At 61.1% G+C, this 17,184-nt stretch carries 19 protein-coding genes and 2 tRNA genes; 12 read left to right on the forward strand and 9 right to left on the reverse strand.

Features of this window, described 5'->3' with window-relative positions:
• Positions 1-283 precede the first annotated feature (283 nt).
• From I0K15_RS02800 to I0K15_RS02825, 6 genes are all read right to left on the reverse strand, one after another.
• Complete coding sequence (locus I0K15_RS02800; RefSeq protein ID WP_196103934.1) at positions 284-1,498, reverse strand: NADH-quinone oxidoreductase subunit D; 1,215 nt, start codon at positions 1,496-1,498, stop codon at positions 284-286.
• An 81-nt stretch (positions 1,499-1,579) separates the two neighbouring features.
• Positions 1,580-2,206: an NADH-quinone oxidoreductase subunit C gene (locus I0K15_RS02805; protein ID WP_196103935.1), complete on the reverse strand. Its 627-nt coding sequence runs from the start codon at positions 2,204-2,206 to the stop codon at positions 1,580-1,582.
• A gap of 3 nt (positions 2,207-2,209) precedes the next feature.
• The gene (locus I0K15_RS02810; RefSeq protein ID WP_196103936.1) at positions 2,210-2,743 is read right to left on the reverse strand and encodes a NuoB/complex I 20 kDa subunit family protein; all 534 of its coding nucleotides are present in this window, start codon (positions 2,741-2,743) and stop codon (positions 2,210-2,212) included.
• Entirely contained in the window at positions 2,734-3,102 is a 369-nt protein-coding gene (locus I0K15_RS02815; protein WP_196103937.1) for an NADH-quinone oxidoreductase subunit A, read from the reverse strand. The genes I0K15_RS02810 and I0K15_RS02815 overlap by 10 nt, the downstream gene beginning before the upstream one ends.
• A 143-nt stretch (positions 3,103-3,245) precedes the next feature.
• Positions 3,246-3,322 (reverse strand) — tRNA-Asp (locus I0K15_RS02820).
• 39 nt (positions 3,323-3,361) lie between these two features.
• Positions 3,362-3,438: transfer RNA gene (locus tag I0K15_RS02825), tRNA-Asp, on the reverse strand.
• Positions 3,439-3,734: 296 nt separating this feature from the next.
• On the opposite strand from I0K15_RS02825, the gene I0K15_RS02830 reads away from it, so the two are divergent.
• The 7 genes from I0K15_RS02830 to I0K15_RS02860 all read left to right on the forward strand — a co-directional run bounded on the left by I0K15_RS02830 (position 3,735) and on the right by I0K15_RS02860 (position 9,285).
• Positions 3,735-4,844 carry a sensor histidine kinase gene (locus I0K15_RS02830; protein WP_196103938.1) on the forward strand — a complete coding sequence of 370 codons (1,110 nt, stop codon included), beginning with the start codon at positions 3,735-3,737 and terminating at the stop codon, positions 4,842-4,844.
• A gap of 90 nt (positions 4,845-4,934) precedes the next feature.
• On the forward strand, positions 4,935-5,645 hold the full coding sequence (locus I0K15_RS02835) for a hypothetical protein (protein ID WP_196103939.1): 711 nt from the start codon (positions 4,935-4,937) through the stop codon (positions 5,643-5,645).
• Between the two features lie 303 nt (positions 5,646-5,948).
• Entirely contained in the window at positions 5,949-6,353 is a 405-nt protein-coding gene (locus tag I0K15_RS02840) for a hypothetical protein (RefSeq protein WP_196103864.1), read from the forward strand.
• Positions 6,350-7,693, forward strand: coding sequence for a relaxase/mobilization nuclease domain-containing protein (locus tag I0K15_RS02845; RefSeq protein WP_196103940.1), 1,344 nt, complete (start codon positions 6,350-6,352; stop codon positions 7,691-7,693). The genes I0K15_RS02840 and I0K15_RS02845 overlap by 4 nt, the downstream gene beginning before the upstream one ends.
• A 15-nt stretch (positions 7,694-7,708) precedes the next feature.
• Positions 7,709-7,927 carry a hypothetical protein gene (locus tag I0K15_RS02850; RefSeq protein ID WP_196103941.1) on the forward strand — a complete coding sequence of 73 codons (219 nt, stop codon included), beginning with the start codon at positions 7,709-7,711 and terminating at the stop codon, positions 7,925-7,927.
• A 306-nt stretch (positions 7,928-8,233) separates the two neighbouring features.
• The gene (locus I0K15_RS02855) at positions 8,234-8,689 is read left to right on the forward strand and encodes a hypothetical protein (RefSeq protein ID WP_196103942.1); all 456 of its coding nucleotides are present in this window, start codon (positions 8,234-8,236) and stop codon (positions 8,687-8,689) included.
• Complete coding sequence (locus tag I0K15_RS02860) at positions 8,689-9,285, forward strand: hypothetical protein (protein ID WP_196103943.1); 597 nt, start codon at positions 8,689-8,691, stop codon at positions 9,283-9,285. The genes I0K15_RS02855 and I0K15_RS02860 overlap by 1 nt, the downstream gene beginning before the upstream one ends.
• Positions 9,286-9,299: 14 nt before the next feature.
• On the opposite strand, the gene I0K15_RS02865 is transcribed toward I0K15_RS02860, so the two are convergent.
• Positions 9,300-9,938 (reverse strand): DNA methyltransferase, encoded by a 639-nt coding sequence (locus I0K15_RS02865; protein ID WP_230374254.1) that lies wholly within the window; start codon positions 9,936-9,938, stop codon positions 9,300-9,302.
• 454 nt (positions 9,939-10,392) lie between these two features.
• Here I0K15_RS02865 and I0K15_RS02870 point away from each other — a divergent pair, with 454 nt between their 5' ends.
• The 3 genes from I0K15_RS02870 to I0K15_RS02880 all read left to right on the forward strand — a co-directional run bounded on the left by I0K15_RS02870 (position 10,393) and on the right by I0K15_RS02880 (position 12,252).
• Entirely contained in the window at positions 10,393-10,566 is a 174-nt protein-coding gene (locus I0K15_RS02870) for a hypothetical protein (RefSeq protein WP_196103871.1), read from the forward strand.
• Between the two features lie 127 nt (positions 10,567-10,693).
• On the forward strand, positions 10,694-10,945 hold the full coding sequence (locus tag I0K15_RS02875; protein ID WP_196103872.1) for a helix-turn-helix domain-containing protein: 252 nt from the start codon (positions 10,694-10,696) through the stop codon (positions 10,943-10,945).
• Entirely contained in the window at positions 10,945-12,252 is a 1,308-nt protein-coding gene (locus tag I0K15_RS02880; protein WP_196103945.1) for a type II toxin-antitoxin system HipA family toxin, read from the forward strand. The genes I0K15_RS02875 and I0K15_RS02880 overlap by 1 nt, the downstream gene beginning before the upstream one ends.
• Before the next feature lie 172 nt (positions 12,253-12,424).
• Here the strand turns inward: I0K15_RS02880 and I0K15_RS02885 are convergent, their stop codons facing one another.
• Positions 12,425-12,814 (reverse strand): TIGR03067 domain-containing protein, encoded by a 390-nt coding sequence (locus I0K15_RS02885; protein WP_196103946.1) that lies wholly within the window; start codon positions 12,812-12,814, stop codon positions 12,425-12,427.
• A 628-nt stretch (positions 12,815-13,442) separates the two neighbouring features.
• Here I0K15_RS02885 and I0K15_RS02890 point away from each other — a divergent pair.
• Positions 13,443-14,255: a S1 family peptidase gene (locus I0K15_RS02890; protein WP_196103947.1), complete on the forward strand. Its 813-nt coding sequence runs from the start codon at positions 13,443-13,445 to the stop codon at positions 14,253-14,255.
• A gap of 244 nt (positions 14,256-14,499) precedes the next feature.
• Positions 14,500-15,717, forward strand: coding sequence for a hypothetical protein (locus I0K15_RS02895; RefSeq protein ID WP_196103948.1), 1,218 nt, complete (start codon positions 14,500-14,502; stop codon positions 15,715-15,717).
• A gap of 264 nt (positions 15,718-15,981) precedes the next feature.
• Here I0K15_RS02895 and I0K15_RS02900 read toward each other — a convergent pair.
• A protein-coding gene (locus tag I0K15_RS02900) for an IS3 family transposase (protein ID WP_422393987.1) occupies positions 15,982-17,123 on the reverse strand; the annotation gives its coding sequence in 2 pieces (ribosomal slippage) (positions 15,982-16,860 and positions 16,863-17,123; 1,140 coding nt in all).
• Positions 17,124-17,184: the final 61 nt, after the last annotated feature.

The following is a 17,184-nucleotide window of genomic DNA, read 5'->3' on the forward strand; positions in this document are numbered from 1 at the left end:
TAGGCTGCAAGCCAAAATCCCCCCTTCAAAACTGCAAGTGCTGTAGCCATAACCGCATAACCTACGCCAACAGTTATGAAAATCTGCCACCACGCAAGGAAATAAACGGTGAGCACTACTGCAGAAATAACGCCAGAAAAGGCTACAATATTTACTGCACTCTGAGGGTTTGCAAAAGATGATACCGAGTACCATCCACGCTCAACTGCGGCGCTATGATACGTGATTGTCCCAAGCGACAAGGCGAAGAGAACCACGTACAAGATCTGGAGCGCAGTTAGACTCACCGATCCACCTCGCCGAACACGATGTCGAGCGAGCCGAGGATGGCGCTGACATCGGCGAGCTGGTGGCCCTTGCAGAGGTGGTCCATCGCTTCCAGGTGCGCGAAGCCCGGCGCGCGCAGCTTGGCGCGGTAGGGCTTGTTGGTGCCGTCCGCGACCAGGTACACGCCGAACTCGCCCTTGGGCGCCTCGACGGCCGCGTAGATCTCGCCCTCGGGGACGTGGAAGCCCTCGGTGTAGAGCTTGAAATGGTGGATCAGGGCCTCCATCGAGGTCTTCATGTCGTGCCGGGACGGGGGCGCGATCTTGCCCTTGGTCTGGACCGGCTCGCCCTTCACCTCCTCCAGCTTGGTGATGCACTGGCGGATGATCTTCACGCTCTCGCGCATCTCCTCCATCCGGCAGAGATAGCGGTCGTAGCAGTCGCCGTTGGTACCGACGGGGATCTGGAATTCCATCTCGTCATAGCACTCGTAGGGCTGCGCGCGGCGCAAGTCCCAGGCGAGGCCGGAGCCGCGGACCATCACGCCCGAGAAGCCGAGATCGAAGCATTCCTGCTGGCTGACCACCGCGATGTCGACGTTGCGCTGCTTGAAGATCCGGTTCTCCGTCAGCAGGCCGTCGATGTCGTCGAGCACCGCCGGGAACGTCTCCGTCCACGCCATGATGTCGTCGCAGAGCGCCTGCGGCAGGTCCTGGTGCACGCCGCCGGGCCGGAAATAGGCGGCGTGGAGCCGCGCACCGCAGGCCCGCTCGTAGAAGACCATGAGCTTCTCGCGCTCCTCGAAGCCCCAGAGCGGGGGCGTCAGCGCGCCCACGTCCATCGCCTGCGTCGTCACGTTCAGCAAGTGGTTGAGAACGCGGCCGATCTCGCAATAGAGCACGCGGATAAGCTGGCCGCGGCGCGGCACCTCGGTCTTCGTCAGCTTCTCGATGGCGAGGCACCAAGCGTGCTCCTGGTTCATCGGGCTCACGTAATCCAGCCGGTCGAAATAGGGCAGGTTCTGGAGGTATGTCCGCGATTCCATGAGCTTTTCGGTGCCGCGGTGCAGCAGGCCGATATGGGGGTCGCACCGCTCGACGATCTCACCGTCGAGCTCCAGCACCATGCGCAGCACGCCGTGGGCGGCCGGATGCTGGGGCCCGAAATTGATGTTGAAATTGCGGATCTGCTGCTCGCCCGTCAGCACGTCGTCGAATTTCGATCCGTCCATGGCTCAGCCCTCCTCAGGCCGAAAAGTCGTGTGCACGATGCGTATGACTTGCGTGCACCAAGCGTATGACACGTGCGCGGCCTACTTCTTCGCCTCGTCCGGCGCCTTCTCGTCGCCGGGCAGGATGTAGTCCGCGCCCTCCCAAGGCGACATGAAGTCGAAGCTGCGGTAGTCCTGAACGAGGCTCACCGGCTCGTAGACCACGCGCTTGACCGCCTCATCGTAGCGGACCTCGGTATAGCCTGTGGTCGGGAAGTCCTTGCGCAGCGGATGCCCGCGGAAGCCGTAATCGGTGAGGATCCGGCGCAGGTCCGGGTGGCCCGAAAAGAGGATGCCGAACATGTCGAACACCTCGCGCTCGTACCAGTCGGCGGACTGGTAGACGCCGGTGATGCTCGGCACGATCTCCTTTTCCCGCACGCCCGCCTTCACACGGATGCGCTGGTTCTGCCGCATGGAGAGCAGGTGGTAGACCAGATCGAACCGCTTCTCGCGGCCCGGATGGTCCACCGCCGTGATATCCACCAGCGTCTGGAATTGGCATGCCGCATCCTCGCGCAGGAAGGCGAGGAACTTGGCGATCGCGGACGGGATCACTGTGACCGTCAGCTCGACATGGCCGGAATGGTCGACGATCTCGGTCGCCAGCACGGCGTCGCCCTGCCGGGCCTCGATCTGGCTGGACAGCTCGCGGAGTGCCTCGGTCATCGCTTACCTCGTGATCGTGCCGGTGCGGCGCATCTTCCGCTGGAGCTGGAGGATGCCGTAGAGCAGCGCCTCCGCCGTCGGCGGGCAGCCGGGCACGTAGACATCCACCGGCACGATGCGGTCGCAGCCGCGCACGACGGAATAGGAATAGTGGTAGTAGCCGCCGCCATTGGCGCAGGAGCCCATGGAGATCACGTAGCGCGGCTCGGGCATCTGGTCGTAGACCTTGCGCAGCGCCGGGGCCATCTTGTTGGTCAGCGTGCCCGCGACGATCATCAGGTCCGACTGGCGGGGGGAGGCGCGCGGCGCCGTTCCGAACCGCTCCAGATCGTAGCGCGGCATGGAGGTGTGCATCATCTCCACCGCGCAGCAGGCCAGACCGAAGGTCATCCAGTGCAAGCTGCCGGTGCGCGCCCAGTTGATGATGTCGTCGGTCGAGGTGAGCAGAAAGCCCTTGTCGGCCAGCTCGTTGGACAATTGCCGCGTCGCGACCTCACGGTCGGCGCCGGCGGTGTTGGTTGCGGTGCTCACTCCCATTCGAGGGCCCCTTTCTTCCACTCATAGACAAAGCCGACGGTCAGCACGAAGAGGAAAACAATCATCGACCAGAACCCCAGCTCCCCCTGATATGGGAAGGATGCGGCCCAGGGGAACAGGAAGGCAACTTCGAGATCGAAGATGATGAACAGGATGGAGACGAGGTAGAAGCGCACGTCGAACTTCATCCGCGCGTCGTCGAAGGCGTTGAACCCGCATTCGTAGGCCGAAACCTTCTCCGCGTCCGGGTTGCGCACCGCGACCACCGCCGCTGCCAGGATCAGGATGAGACCCAGCGCGATGGCGAGGCCCAGGAAGATGAGGATCGGCAGGTATTCGCGCAGGAGAAGCTCGTCCATCGGATCATCCGTTCGTGCTCGGTTTGGAAGCGGTCTAAACCTGCCACCGTGGGGGGTCAACGCCGGACGGCGCGTTTCGGACCCTGCATGCGACAATATGCAGAACGATCCGGCGGACTTGCGATGAAACGGGTGGGGAAACGTGGCGCGGTTGACGGGGCTCGAACCCGCGACCCCCGGCGTGACAGGCCGGTACTCTAACCAACTGAGCTACAACCGCGCAGGGCCGCCAATCGTGAGGTTGGGTCGGGGAAGGTGGTGGCGCGGTTGACGGGGCTCGAACCCGCGACCCCCGGCGTGACAGGCCGGTACTCTAACCAACTGAGCTACAACCGCTCACCTTCCGCCGCTCCGAAGCCATGCTTCGAAAGGCGTGAGCGGTGTTTATGTGGGGGGCCCGGGGGCGTCAAGCGGCGAATGCGGGCGGTTCGCTTCTTTTTTGCGGGCGATCGGCGGAGCCTTGCCGGTCAAGGTCGCGAAACCCCTTATTTTGTTAACTATTATTAACCATTTTGTGTGCGTCGATGGCGTTTCGCCTACTGACACGGGCGGGCCGACTCGCGTACTCTGACAGTGCGCGTCCATTTGGAGCGCTCGTATCGGGCCCGCACGGCCCGACAGGAACCGAGCTCATGACGGCCCATGTCGACATCTACGAGGAACAGCGTCTGCGCCTGCTGCGCGCGACGGACCTCCTCGACTCGGACCAGCAGGAGCGGTTCGACCGGTTCACCCGGCTCGCCTCCGCCGTCACCGGCTGTCCCATGGCGCTCATCTCGCTCGTCGACGCGGATCGTCAATGGTTCAAATCGAAAATCGGTCTCGATCTGGATGAAACGCCTCGCGAGGTGGCGTTTTGCGATCACACTATCCGCCAGCGCATCCCGCTGGTCATCCCCGATGCGACCGTCGACCCCCGGTTCCGCGACAACCCGCTGGTGACCGGCCCGCCGCATCTGCGCTTCTACGCCGGTGCGCCGCTGTGGCTGGCGCCCGAGCAGTGCGTCGGCTCGCTCTGCGTGCTCGACACGGAACCCCGCGACGGGCTGCCCGCCGACAAGCTCTCCGCCCTCGAGGACCTCGCCGCCACCCTGGTGCGGGAGATCCGGGCGCGGATCGGGGCGCATGAGGACCTTGCCCGTCTCGCCGATCAGGAGGTGGTGATCGCGGAGCTCAAGCACCGCATGGGCAACATGTACTCCAACATCTCCGCCATGATCCGGCACTCGGACAACTTCACGCTGCGGCGCGAGGATTTCGTGACGGAGATCCAGCAGCGCATTGACATGATGGCCCACGCCCAGCGGCGGCTGGCCGAGCGCGACTTCCGCTCCGCCGATCTCGGCGGGCTGGTCTCGGACGCGGTGCGTGATTTCGGGATCAAGGCCGGTGGCGGCGACCGCATCCGGCTCAAGGGCATCCCGGTCAGCGTCAACGCCCGCGGCGCGATGTCGGTGGCCCTTATGATCAACGAGCTCGGCACCAATGCGCTGAAGCACGGCGCGCTCAGCCGCGACGACGGCGCGATCGAGGTCGACTGGGGCCGCCAGGGCGACCGCTTCGTGCTGAGCTGGACCGAAAGCGGCGGCCGGGCGGCTCCCGCCAGCGACCGCCGCGGCTTCGGCTCGATCCTGTTGCGCGAGATCATCCCGCAGGACCTCTCGGGCGAGCTCGACACGGGCTACGCGGAAACCGGGCTCTACTACCGCCTGGCCATGGAGCCCGACCGCTTCCTCGTCTGACCGCCGGACTGACAAGCTCCTGTCATCGCGCGGGGTTAGAAGCTTTCACGGACTTCCATCACCGAACGCATTTCAGCCAGGAGGTTTCCCATGTCCGCGCGCGCATCCCTTCGCATCGCCCTTGTCGCCGCAACGCTTGCCGCCGCCCCGCCCGCGTCGGCGCAGATGTTCATGGATACCAGCATCTACCAGCCCGACATGCACATGCTGAACATGGATTTCATGAACCAGAACATCCGGAACGGCATGGGCATGTCGGAGATCCCGGCGCAGAGCGACAGCGCGCCGATGGAGCTCGCCTTCACCCCCGATCCGGTCATCCGCCAGCAGGTGATCGACGCCTTCGTGACCGACGCGGTGAACGGCGGCGCGCCCGAGGCCGCGGCCCTGTGGCAGATGGATGTCTTCGGCGCGCTGAGTGCCGCCCTGCGCCCCTATGGCCTCGAGACCACGGATCTCGGCGACGCGATGACCGCCTACATGATCGAGTTGCACGATGCGGCGAACCTGCGCAGCAGCGACCCGAGTGCCGCGACCGTCAGCGCGCTGCGCGCTCAGATCGAAGGTGCTTTCGCCGCAGACGGCTCCGCCCCGGTCAGCGCGGCGGAACGGCAGCGCCAGTCCGACCGGATCCTGTTGCAGGCCGCCATGATCTCCGGCGCGAAGGACGTGGCGATGACCCAGGCCCCGCCCGAGCAACGCGACGCCTTCCAACAGGCCATGGTGGCGCTCGGGCGCGACATGTACGGGCTCGACCTGCGCGACGTGGCGCTCGGCGCGAACGGGTTCGCGCTGCAGTGAAGAGTGCTGCGGGGTCCTGAGCCGAGCGGTCCCGGCGCGGGGGCCGGAACGGTTTGCCACCGCCCCGGACGAGATCCGGGGCCTTTGGGACCCAGATCACGCGTGTCGCTTCGGAGTGTTCGGCTTAAAAAGCAACGTTCCCGGCTCAGGGGCCAGGACGGTGGTCCAAAGGATCACCAACGTAACGCATTCAGAGGATGATGGTGGACCTGGGGGGAGTGGAATCGAACCGCTTCTTCGAGGTTCTGGAGGAATGGGAACGCCATCTGGCGCCCTATGACCTGACAGATCTGCGGTGCGGTGATGACGACCTCGCCCCGTAATTTCAATCAGCTGTCGAAGGGCAAGACGCCTGCCCCGTTCTCGCTGCGGCTGACCTTCGAGGAGCGGGCGAAGCTGGAAGCGGCGGCCAATGGCGTGCCGCTGGGGGCCTATATCAAGGCGGTGCTGTTCGACCAGGAACTGCCGAAAGTCCGCAGGCGGAACACAAGGCCCGTTGAGGATCACGCAGTGCTGGGGCGAGTTCTGGCGCGTCTCGGCCAGTCGCGGCTGTCCTCCAATCTCAACCAGCTGGCCCGCGCGGTGAACACCGGCACGCTGCCTGTCCATCCGGAGGTCGAAGAGGACATCCGCCAGGCCTGCGCCGACATCCAGGCCATGCGGGCAGAGCTGCTCCAGGCGCTCGGCAAGGCGGCAGGCCCGTCATGATCCTGAAGGGCAATGAGCGCGGCCATGGGCGCGAGCTGGCCAATCACCTGATGCGCGGCCAGGAGAACGAGCATATCGAGCTGCACGACCTGCGCGGCTTCATCGCCGACGACCTGCATGGCGCGATGGCGGAAAGCGAAGCCATCGCCAAGGGCACGCGCTGTAAGAACCATCTCTTCTCGCTCAGTCTGAACCCTCCACCGAATGAAACGGTCCCTGTGGAGACCTTCGAGGCCGCCATCGACCGGATCGAAGAGCAGCTGGGTCTGGAGGGCCAGCCCCGCGCGGTCGTCTTCCACGAGAAGGAGGGCCGCCGCCACGCCCATGCGGTCTGGAGCCGGATCGACGGCGAAGAGATGAAGGCGGTGCAGCTCTCGCACTACAAGCGCGAGCTGAACGGGATCGCCCGCGATCTCTACCTCGAACAGGGCTGGGAGATGCCGAAGGGCTTCCAGGATCACCGCCAGCGCGATCCGCTGAGCTACAGCCGCGCGGAGTACCAACAAGCCAGGCGCACGAAACAGGACCCCAAGGAGATCAAGCGTATCCTGCAGGAAAGCTGGGCGGGATCAGACAGCCGCCAGGCCTTTGAGACGGCGCTGCGGGACCGGGGCTACGTTCTCGCGCGCGGCGACAGGCGCGGCTATGTCGCCGTCGATTGGCGGGGCGAGATCTATTCGCTCTCCCGTGCCACAGGGGCCAAGACCAGGGATCTGAAAGCCAGGCTGGGCGATGCGAAGGCGCTGCAATCCACCGAGGACGCGAAGGCGTTTATCGCGGGGCGGATGACTCCGAAGCTAAAGGCCTGGGCGCAGGAAGAACAGGCCAAGGCGGAGAAGCAGAATCTCGCGGCCCAGTTCCAGCGCGAGCAGATGGTGCACTGCCATCGCCAGCACCGCGACCAGCTCCGACAGAAGCAGGAGGACCGCTGGCAAGCCGAAGAACAACGCCGAGCGGAGCGCACGCCGACGGGCCTGCGCGGCCTCTGGGGCTGGATCACGGGGAAGAACCGCCTGATCCGGCAGAAGAACGAGGGGGAGATCGCCCATGCTCAAGCCCGAGACCGGGCTGAGAAGCAGGTGACGATCCGGCGTCAGCTGGAGGAACGCCGCAAGCTCCAGGCGCAGATCGTGGAGGCCCGCAAGCGCCGGAATGCCCAGATCCAGGCACTGAACCAGGACGTGGCCAAATACATGCAGATGGGCGGCACGCCTCCGGTCGATATGCCCGACCGCTCCAGGCCGGAGCGCAACCGCGCGCGCGGAGAGACAGGCCGCCGATCACACGACCAGACGGGCCGGACAGGTCGCACACCCGGCACAGACCACGAACCCAGCTAACGACAGGAGGTCACCATGACCAAGATACTTGTTCTCTCGCTCTCCGACAGACAGATGCGCCAACTGAGCGAGATGGCGGACTTCGAGGGGAAAACCCCGGAAGAAATGATCACAACACTGATCACGTGGGGGTTCCGGAACTACCAAGCGGAGTTCCCGGACCTGATTGCCGAGTATGAAGAGCTGTACGGCAACCCAACACCGTCGGATGGGGATGATGAGTTGCCGTACTGATTGTGGTGCCGTGTGAGTGCGATGACTTCGTTTTCAGATCGATCGACGCTCATGATCCGGAGAGAGGCCTGCTTCGAGCCCCAAGTAGATTTGAATGCGGCCGCGGAAACGGGGCTGTCCGCCACGCTCGCACAGAGAAACATCAGTTCCAGTGACCGAAAATTGCGCTCAACACTGGATAAGCGAGTGCGGAGAAAGATGCAGATTCGCATTTCTTGGTGTTTTGCTTGAAACATGGGCCGTATACGGGCGAAATATGAACCATGAAAGAACGCAACTATGATTGTCCTCCGGTAGGTGTGTCGGATGGAAGATGCTGAAAGACTGATCCAGCTCATCCGAACCAACCCAGGCGCGGGATTAGTCATACTCGTCGTCACCTTGACGTTCGCAGGCCTTCTGAGATCTGCGCAAGTTGCCGCCGAAGAGCTGACCAAAAGATGGCTTGAGCCGAACGAATCAGCAAAAAACAGCAAAGATTCCGTGAACCCGCCACAAACAAAAGTGCCTTTGGGCGAATCAAAAATCTTCAAGGCTAATAAAAGTTTACGGCGCCTTTGGGAGAGGCCAAGCACCGCTGCAAGCGCGCTCGGCATCCTTGCCAGTCTCGTGGTTGCATTTATTGCAGCGAGTATTTCGCTAACTAGCTTTGAAGGTGAATTTACGGACGGACAAGCATGTCAAGGCAGCCGGCTCTTTGGCATTGAATTTGGGGCTTGCTCCACGCCAGAAAATTCATTTCGAGACATAGAGGGATTCTGATGAGAGTACTTTTCGCACCATTCTTAGCAGCTATTTTCTGCTCCCAGGCTCTAGCTCAAAACAGCCCAGATGCTTTGTGCAGCGAAGAAGCGCTTCTTGGCGGTACTAGCACGGAGAACAGGACTTCGCTACTGGCATGCCTGGAATCTCTTGCGGCGGCGCAACCATCTGCTCCTGAGCTGCCTGCTGGAACGGTTATCGCTGTTGATGGCCGTTGCCCAAGAGACCAAGGCTGGGAGCCATATGTCGAGGGTAATGGCAAATTCATCATTGGCACTGGCGCGGGCATTCTAATTCCGACTGGGCCACATGCTCCGAACGGTGATACCGATCCAATTGGACTGACCGCTTTGAGCCTTGGCGACCAAGGCGGTGTGGAAGCCCATAGGCTTACAATACCCGAAATGCCACGTCACAGTCATGGTGGCACCCTGGAAACCGGCGGTCACAGCTATGAGCACCACCAAAACAATAATCGTCTCCCAGGTCAAACATTCAACTACAATCGCAGCACGGAAGCCGCTGGCGGTAACGTTCCACACAACAATATGCCGCCCTTCATCGCGCTGAACTATTGTATCTATAATCCGTCATAAGTGCTTCAAAAGCCTCAACTCAGCTCTGCACTTCGTTGCCAGTTCAACAGTGTCGGCTCCGCCACATGCCTCACCACCCCATCCAGCCGCGTCCGCGCCTGACGGCAATACCGCTCCTCTAGCTCCACGCCGAGATAGCGCCGCCCGACCAGGGCTGCCGCCACCAGCGTCGCGCCCGATCCGGCGAAGGGATCACAGACCAGATCGCCTCGACGTGAGAACGAGCGGATTAGTGGGGACAGAACCTCCACCGCCTTTTCCGTGGGATGGGCCTTGTTGCCGCTATAGACCCAGGGCTGAACATCGGCGAGGGGCTTGCCTGGTAGCTTTGCCTGGCCCTTGACCAGCACGTAGGCCTGTTCGTGGTGATAGGCGAGATAGCGCCGCCGGGAGGCATAGTCCTTGGTCCAGACCATGTGTCCGGCCACGGTGAACCCGGCCGCTTTCCAGGCCGCCATAAAGCGGTCGATCCGGTTCCAGCCATAGAACGAGATGCAGAACCCACCCGGCTTCAAGGCTCGGTAGAGCTGATCGAAGACCGGCAGCACGCTCTCCAACGTATCGTCATTCTTCACCGTCCGGCCCGTCCGGTCCCGGTAGTTCACGCCGTAGGGGGGATCGGTGACGACGAGGTCAACGGCTCCTTCGGGCATGGCCCCGATAATCTGATTTGAATCTCCGCACTGGAGGGTGTTCTCGAACGGCATCTTGTCTTCCTCTTCCTTGTCTGCTGATGGGTTGCGCATGCAACCGATCTGCCGCTCTGGCTAAGAGGGGGGTGCAAGGATCACGGGCGCAGCTTTTGCTGCGGGACCGGAGCCACGCGCAGCTGCACAAGCCGCAGGGCGCGGAAGCGAGCATGGCGAGGACCCACCCCTTGGTCCGCGCCGGGGGCAACGCCCCAAGCCTTAAATCCACGCAAGACGACCAGCACAGCCGCAGGCTTTGCTCCTCTGCCCTTCAATCCCTGCTCAGATCTTCACGCCGATCCTCCACTGCCAAGATCCGTCCCCCGCCGCCCATCGGGCCTTCAGGGGCCAATGAGGATGGGACGGGGCCGAAAGGCCCTGATGGTCGGGGCCTCCTGATCCACCCAAGGAGGATGACATGAAGCTCATCACACGCTTTGAAGCGGCACAGCGCAGCACACCTGAGCTGCACCGCCTGCTGCGCGAGACATTCAACGCCCTGGTGCAGTCCGATCCGGACACGGCGCAGCGCCGCAATGCGCTCGCGTCCATCGAGACGATCCAGGCGGAATTGGCATCGCGGGATCCGTAGCCGGCTCCCGCAAGATGGCGCATGCTGTATTGGTATGCGCCATTCGCCATAACTTACATTCATGCTCCAATCATCATATTGACATTTTATGCTTCATTCGGCATAATAGAACAAAAAGAGGCCAAGCATGGACCATATCGCCCGCACCCCCAAACAGATCGGAGACGCCCTGCGCCGCATCCGGCGGTCCCAGGATCAGACCCAGAGCGAGACCGGCCGCAAGGCGGGCCTGCGCCAGGAAACCCTCTCCAAGATCGAGACCGGCAATCCGGCGACCAAGATCCAGACCATCTGCGACATCCTCGCGGCCCTCGATCTGGAGCTGGTGATCCGGGAGCGCAGCAAGGGCGCGCCCGACGAGATCGAGGACATCTTCTGATGGGGCGTCAGCGCAAATACACGCCCTTGGAGGTCTTCCTGAACACCCGCCATGTGGGCCGGCTGACGCGGCAGAGCAGCGGCGCCATCGACTTCCAGTATGCGCCGGAGTGGCTCGCCTGGGAGCACACGATGCCGATCTCCCTGTCGCTGCCTTTGCGGGAGGACCGCTATCTCGGTGCGCCGGTCATCGCCGTCTTCGACAACCTGCTGCCCGACAGCGACGCGATCCGCCGGCGGGTCGCCGAGCGCCGGGGCGCGGAGGGCATCGACGCCTTCAGCCTGCTGAGTGCGGTCGGCCGGGATTGCGTCGGGGCTCTGCAATTCCTGCCCGAGGGAGAGGTGCCGGATCCGGCGGACCAGATCCGCGGCGATGTCCTGGACGAGGATGAGATCGCCGCGATGATCGCCAATCTCGGCAATGTGCCGCTGGGCTTGGGCGACGACCAGGACTTCCGAATCTCCATTGCCGGGGCGCAGGAAAAGACCGCGCTGCTCTATCACGACGGGCACTGGCTGCGCCCGCATGGCACCACGCCGACCACCCATATCCTGAAGCCGCAGATCGGGCGCCTGCCCCTCGGTGTCGATCTCTCCCACTCGGTGGAGAACGAGCATCTCTGCCTGCGGCTGCTGGAGGCCTTCGGGCTGGAGGTCGCCCAGACCGAGATCCGCGACTTCGGCGAACACCGCGTCCTGGTCGTCGAACGCTTCGACCGGCGGCATGCTGCAGACGGACGCCTGCTGCGTCTGCCGCAGGAGGACTGCTGCCAGGCTCTCGGCGTGCCGCCCACGCGCAAGTACCAGAACGATGGCGGGCCGAGTGCCGCCGACATCCTGGATCTGCTCAAGGCCAGCGATGTGCCCGAGCAGGACCGCATCGCCTTCCTGAAGGCCCAGATCCTGTTCTGGCTGATGGCCGCCACGGACGGGCATGCGAAGAACGTCAGCCTGTTCCTGCGGCCCGGCGGGCGGTTCCGCCTCACGCCGCTCTACGATGTGATCTCGGTCCAGCCCAGTATCGATGCAGGTCAGCTGCAGGGACCAAAGGTGAAGCTCGCGATGTCGGTCGGGACCAACCGGCACTACCGTGTCGATGACATCGTGGCTCGGCACTTCATGCAGACCGCCGAGCGGGCGGGTCTCTCGCGGGATGTCGTGGTGCGGCTGCTCGAAGAGATCGAAGCGGCGTTTGAGTATGCGTTTGAGCGGGTTGAGGCGCAGCTCGGGCGGGATGTTCCGGAGGAGCTGGTCAAGTCGGTGAAGGCGCGGATGCGGGGGCTGTTGCAGCGGGGTACTGTGGTTTAGATGGGCCGGTTGTTATGGCGGGTCGGCGTGAAAGCCGTATCTGGCAGCGGCCCGATTCTGCCGTTTGACCATCAAGCGCGCCGCTGCAGTGCGCCGACCAAAGCCGCCATCTGCCGCGCCTGCGAACGAAGAGAACCGTCCAAGGTCGAAAGGCGGACAGAGCGACTATGCCTTATTCCACGCGAACGAACTTGCGCATGGTTAACCCTTCTACCGTTTTGAAATGTGTCGGACGAAGTTCACCCTCATCCGCAGCGATGAAGCGGAAAGTCTGATCGGTTAGCTCATAGATCGCCGGAAGTTCTTTCCCTGCGTCTTCACCGATTGAATCCACCCATGTGATCGCTTTCGGTGTTGTTGTCGCATCCAGCTCAAAAGTTCCCTTGAGCAGCAGTCTGTCATCCGGCGCAATGACCCTAAATTCATTGCCCTCGAAGACACACACTGCCCCAGGTGCTGTGTGCTCGTCATTTGGCGGCTCGATAACACCATCCGCCTCAAGATAGGTCTGCGACCACACACCTTGGAGTTGATCAAAGTCAGCTTGGCTAATCGGGTCCATGGAAGCTCTATCGGGTTATTCACTACTCAGGAGAGGGATAGCCTATTGCAGGTTAAATGTCGTTGATGGGATCTGTGCGGACCTCGGACGCACCGCGGCATCTTCCGCCGCTTGGCTCGAACGCACGTCGAGGACGGCCCACACCGGACCTTCATCCCGACATAAAGCGCCGCGCTGCAGCTTCACCAAACCGGTCATTCGTTCGAGCTACCTTTCCCACTACCGTCTTGACGAGCAGCGCCAAATTCGCCGCAGAAAATCTGGCGATTGATGGCGCAAGGTGTGTCTTGCGGGAAGTTGTATACGTTGGATGGACGCCGGAGGCCGGATGCAGCTATCTTTTTCACCTGCAGGCTCCATATGCCGTAGAAACACTTTGGTGGAACCTGCAACCGCATGGTGAGGCTTGACGCAGTATAAATTATTGGAGGCAATCATTCCATTTCCTGTAGAAGTACACCCGGACGAAGTAGATGAAAGGGGACTCTTTCTCGTCCAAAGTCCAGAGATCAGATCGAAGGTGCTCCCGCTTTTCCGGATCAACCCACAATCGCCAAACGAACGACCTGCGGGTCATGGCACGACCTTTCGGATTGATCCGTGGTGTATGTGCGCGACCGCCTTTCACGTGATCGAGGAACTTGTCGAGTATTGCGAAACGCAGCAAGGCGTTCGTATTCGCCCGGATGTTGCACTTGCAGCGCTTGATTTTCGAGGGATCGTTTATGGAACGGTGGCCATACCACGTGATTGGTGGCGCCCTCTTGAAGGTATGAGCGCATCTCACGTTGGGATAGAGAACAGACCGATGCAACCGACAGCCATCCGAAACCTCAGCGAATTAGCAGCTCTTTTCATTAGTCCATCGCCGCAGCACAATGGCGCTTCAGAGTACTTTGATTTGGATCTGCGCTGGACACCAAAAATCGGCGATCAGGTTATGGCACTCGGGTACGCCGATCTCGATGTGGACACGCAAGGGAGAGGCGAACAGCGCCCAATGCAGCAGTATATCTATGGTTCGGTGTCTGAAGTTGTAGAATTGGAGTCAGCTGATGTTACGCGTGGACGACCGTGGCCGATGATGCGAGTGCAAGCGAATTGGCCTGGTGGCATGAGCGGAGGCCCCGTATTCAACACAGAAGGCCGGGTTGTGGGACTCGTGAGCACTGGGTTTCCCGGTCAAGACATCGCCACAGCAACGTTTTTTTCTTCCTGGGACATCCCACAGCAGACTTTCCAGTCATTGGATCCAGCGAATCCTGGCTGGTTCCATTGCATCGGTGTCTATGACGCTGAAGAACGCATTAGATGGGTCGGTCCGAACAGGGCGGAAGCGTCTAGATTCGCCGCTGATCAAAACCTTTCTGATGTTCGCGCGATTTCCTTCAAACCTGCTTCACAGGAATACATGGTGCTGCAAAGAATACCTCTCGAGTAGCGAGCAAGCAGTCGGCCCAAACCGGTCGCTCGATCTGTTACTGCAATGCTGCGGCCGCAGCCCGCATAGCCGTCATTCGCTGCACGCCAAATCAGGGTTCAGGCCAATTTGCGGTCTGCGGATATTGCTGCCGTCCGTCACAGCAATGCCATTGACCGTTTCAGCGGATTCCGCGTTGCTAGTATCAAAAGCCACCAATACTATATTGTGTGGATGGCGGCACGATGAAGGCAAGATATATACGATGAGCGAAGATGATGCCGACGATGAGAGGCCCAAGGGTTTCGACATTTCAAAGTTAAACGTAGAAATGAGCGATGAAGAGCGCTCGGCAGCGGATGTGCGACTAAAGGAACAGTTCAAAGAATTAGCGGAAGGTACGACTGTCATGGCAGATGCTATGCGAGGTATCGGCGGACTGAGTTCGGTCGAGGAAGCCAAGCGTTTCGCCAACAACTTGCAGGACGCAATCAATGCTAGCGGGCTTGGAAGCATCCAAGACCAATTCGACACGATCACAGATCGTGGCGTCCTCTCTGGGATGTTTGCGGCTCGAGAACGGATGCGCGATCTTCTACCCGACATTCAAGCACATACATCTGCGCTCGCGGGCTTGCCTGATTACGCCGCACATACCTCTGCGATCCAGAGTGCCTTGGAGGCTGTTACCGCTCTACCCGAGCCGTGGGGCGACGTCTACGGTCTCACCGCTACGTCCCGACTGGCGGAAGAAATGCGCAGACAGCATGCTCTTTATCTGGAACCTATCGGTACCTTCGCTGACATTCGAAGTGGAGCCATAGCTGATACCCACCAATCGATTCAGGCGATGGTATTGCCACGTTTGGATATAAAGGAATCGTTAGGCATCGAACGCATGGCAGATGCATTCGGCGCAGCAAACGTGTATCAGTCACTTGGTTTGGTATCGGATTACGACGCCCAAATGCGCGCAATCACTTCATCGCTCAGCGGACACATGGAGGCGCTGACTGCTGCTCAGGCCGTGCGGGACGCCATGTTCCCATCGGGCTTGACCGACGCCATCGAAAGCTTGTTGGCCCGTAGCATTGCGGCGCAAGAGGCTATGCTAGCGGAGTATCGAGAAAGCGCATCTGACGCCAAGACAGAAGCCCGCTTCAATCGACGGATGGTGACACTTACCACCATTATTAACATCTTGATGTTCTTCATGACCGTGGCCCTAAACATCGAGGATAGACTAGTAGATGATGATGCAGCGGTGCGCGAAAACGCTGAAGCAGTCCGGCAGATGCGGCAGTCCTTCGATGAAATGGCAGCTCAGGTGCAGCGCACGAATGAGATGCAGGAGGCCGCGACAGAACAGGACAGAGCCGCTGACGCGGCCGTTGCAGATCTTCTAAGAGAAATAGCGAACAGATTGTCTGACGAAGCGGAGTCAGGGAAGCACGACGTCCCAAAGCCTCCCTTGGTAGACTAGGGACTCAAGGACTGTCGGTCGAGACCACTTTCTGATGTAGGCCGCGTCGTCATCATATATACTTTTGCAAAGCTGGTTTGAGACGCGTGAACGACCGAAGTGACACGAAACCCGATCATGAAGCCGCCAAGCTCCCTGAGGCTCAAAACCTACCCGCGGTGATTGAGCAGGACGGTCTTCCTGTGCCAGCTCCACAGGAAACAGCAGGCAAACCCAAGAAAATTGAGCCGCCTGAAAAGGGTACATTTGCCAGCGAAGCACTGTCTAGCCCCCTGTGTCTGGGCCACTGATCAGGGGTTTCTCTAATATTGTTTCAGGAACGGGTGGGCGCATGTTGAGTGCCTGATGCGGTCGGGTGTGATTGTACTGCCTGAGCCAGTGATTGATGACGATCTGAGCTTGCTTGGTCGTCGTGAACCACTCCGCATTGAGAACCTCTCGCCGTAATGTCCCATTGAAGCGCTCGTTGTATCCGTTCTCCCAGGGTGATCCTGGGTAGATGCGGATGGGCTTGATCCCAACACGCCGAAGCCAGCCCTGCATCGCCTCTGCTGCGAACTCGGGTCCGTTATCGGACCGGATATACTCCGGGGAACCGTGGCGCAGCAGGAGCGGATAGAGTGCTTCGAGAACTTCGTCGGCACCCATCTTGGTGCGGACCACAACAGCCAAGGCCTGCCGCGTGAACTCGTCGAGAACCGTCAGCATCTTGTAACTGCGCCCATTGCTGAGCTTGTCATGCACGAAGTCTATTGCCCAAACATGGTTCGGGTGCGTGGGCCGAAGCCGGATGATCGAGCTGCCCTTGTGGTAGAGCCGCTTGCGCTTTTTGTGCCGCTGCGGAAGCTGCAATCCTTCCTCACGCCAGAGCCGCTCGACCTTCTTGTGATTGACCCGCCAGCCTTCCATGTGAAGCAGCTCCGTGATCTTGCGGTAGCCATATCGCCCGTACTGCTTCGCCAACCGGATCAGAGCCAACCGTAGCGCATCATCGTCTCTCTGTGTTGGCTGATATTGCAGGGAGCTCCGCGCCAGGCCAATCACCCGGCAGGTCCGCCGCTCAGACGTGGCAAGCTTCTGGCGTGTGTGAAGGACGGCCTGACGAAGCTCCTCTGTGGTCAGGCCCTGGGCTTTAGGTGGTTCAGGCTTTCCTTGAGTATGAGCTTGTCCAGTTCGAGCTCGGCGACGATCTTCTTCAGTCGGGCGTTCTCTTTCTCCAAACTCTTCATCTCCGACAGCTGCGACCGGCCCATCCCGCCAAACCGTTTCCGCCAGTTGTAGTATGTCGCGTCGCTGATCCCGACGCCGCGGCATGCAGTGGCCACGTCATCGCCCGCCGTCAGCTTCAGCTCGATCTCACGCAGCAGCTTCAAGATGTCTTCGTCTGAATGTCGCTTCCTCGCCATGCCCAATCCCCCTCTCGCGGCCAATGTAATGGCCCAGTTCTAGGGGGGAAGGACACTAGAG

This window comes from Pontivivens ytuae (assembly GCF_015679265.1).
Taxonomy (GTDB): Bacteria; Pseudomonadota; Alphaproteobacteria; order Rhodobacterales; family Rhodobacteraceae; genus Pontivivens; species Pontivivens ytuae.

What these genes read in the sequence shown, in the direction of transcription:
- I0K15_RS02880 (WP_196103945.1), top strand. Translation starts at nt 10,945, where the DNA reads ATGGGGCGTCAGCGCAAATACACGCCCTTGGAGGTCTTCCTGAACACC.
- I0K15_RS02830 (WP_196103938.1), top strand. Translation starts at nt 3,735, where the DNA reads ATGACGGCCCATGTCGACATCTACGAGGAACAGCGTCTGCGCCTGCTG.
- I0K15_RS02860 (WP_196103943.1), top strand. Translation starts at nt 8,689, where the DNA reads ATGAGAGTACTTTTCGCACCATTCTTAGCAGCTATTTTCTGCTCCCAG.
- I0K15_RS02835 (WP_196103939.1), top strand. Translation starts at nt 4,935, where the DNA reads ATGTCCGCGCGCGCATCCCTTCGCATCGCCCTTGTCGCCGCAACGCTT.
- I0K15_RS02850 (WP_196103941.1), top strand. Translation starts at nt 7,709, where the DNA reads ATGACCAAGATACTTGTTCTCTCGCTCTCCGACAGACAGATGCGCCAA.
- I0K15_RS02855 (WP_196103942.1), top strand. Translation starts at nt 8,234, where the DNA reads ATGGAAGATGCTGAAAGACTGATCCAGCTCATCCGAACCAACCCAGGC.
- I0K15_RS02840 (WP_196103864.1), top strand. Translation starts at nt 5,949, where the DNA reads ATGACGACCTCGCCCCGTAATTTCAATCAGCTGTCGAAGGGCAAGACG.
- I0K15_RS02845 (WP_196103940.1), top strand. Translation starts at nt 6,350, where the DNA reads ATGATCCTGAAGGGCAATGAGCGCGGCCATGGGCGCGAGCTGGCCAAT.
- I0K15_RS02810 (WP_196103936.1), bottom strand. Translation starts at nt 2,743, where the DNA reads ATGGGAGTGAGCACCGCAACCAACACCGCCGGCGCCGACCGTGAGGTC.
- I0K15_RS02815 (WP_196103937.1), bottom strand. Translation starts at nt 3,102, where the DNA reads ATGGACGAGCTTCTCCTGCGCGAATACCTGCCGATCCTCATCTTCCTG.
- I0K15_RS02875 (WP_196103872.1), top strand. Translation starts at nt 10,694, where the DNA reads ATGGACCATATCGCCCGCACCCCCAAACAGATCGGAGACGCCCTGCGC.
- I0K15_RS02870 (WP_196103871.1), top strand. Translation starts at nt 10,393, where the DNA reads ATGAAGCTCATCACACGCTTTGAAGCGGCACAGCGCAGCACACCTGAG.
- I0K15_RS02895 (WP_196103948.1), top strand. Translation starts at nt 14,500, where the DNA reads ATGAGCGAAGATGATGCCGACGATGAGAGGCCCAAGGGTTTCGACATT.
- I0K15_RS02865 (WP_230374254.1), bottom strand. Translation starts at nt 9,938, where the DNA reads ATGCCCGAAGGAGCCGTTGACCTCGTCGTCACCGATCCCCCCTACGGC.
- I0K15_RS02885 (WP_196103946.1), bottom strand. Translation starts at nt 12,814, where the DNA reads ATGGACCCGATTAGCCAAGCTGACTTTGATCAACTCCAAGGTGTGTGG.
- I0K15_RS02800 (WP_196103934.1), bottom strand. Translation starts at nt 1,498, where the DNA reads ATGGACGGATCGAAATTCGACGACGTGCTGACGGGCGAGCAGCAGATC.
- I0K15_RS02805 (WP_196103935.1), bottom strand. Translation starts at nt 2,206, where the DNA reads ATGACCGAGGCACTCCGCGAGCTGTCCAGCCAGATCGAGGCCCGGCAG.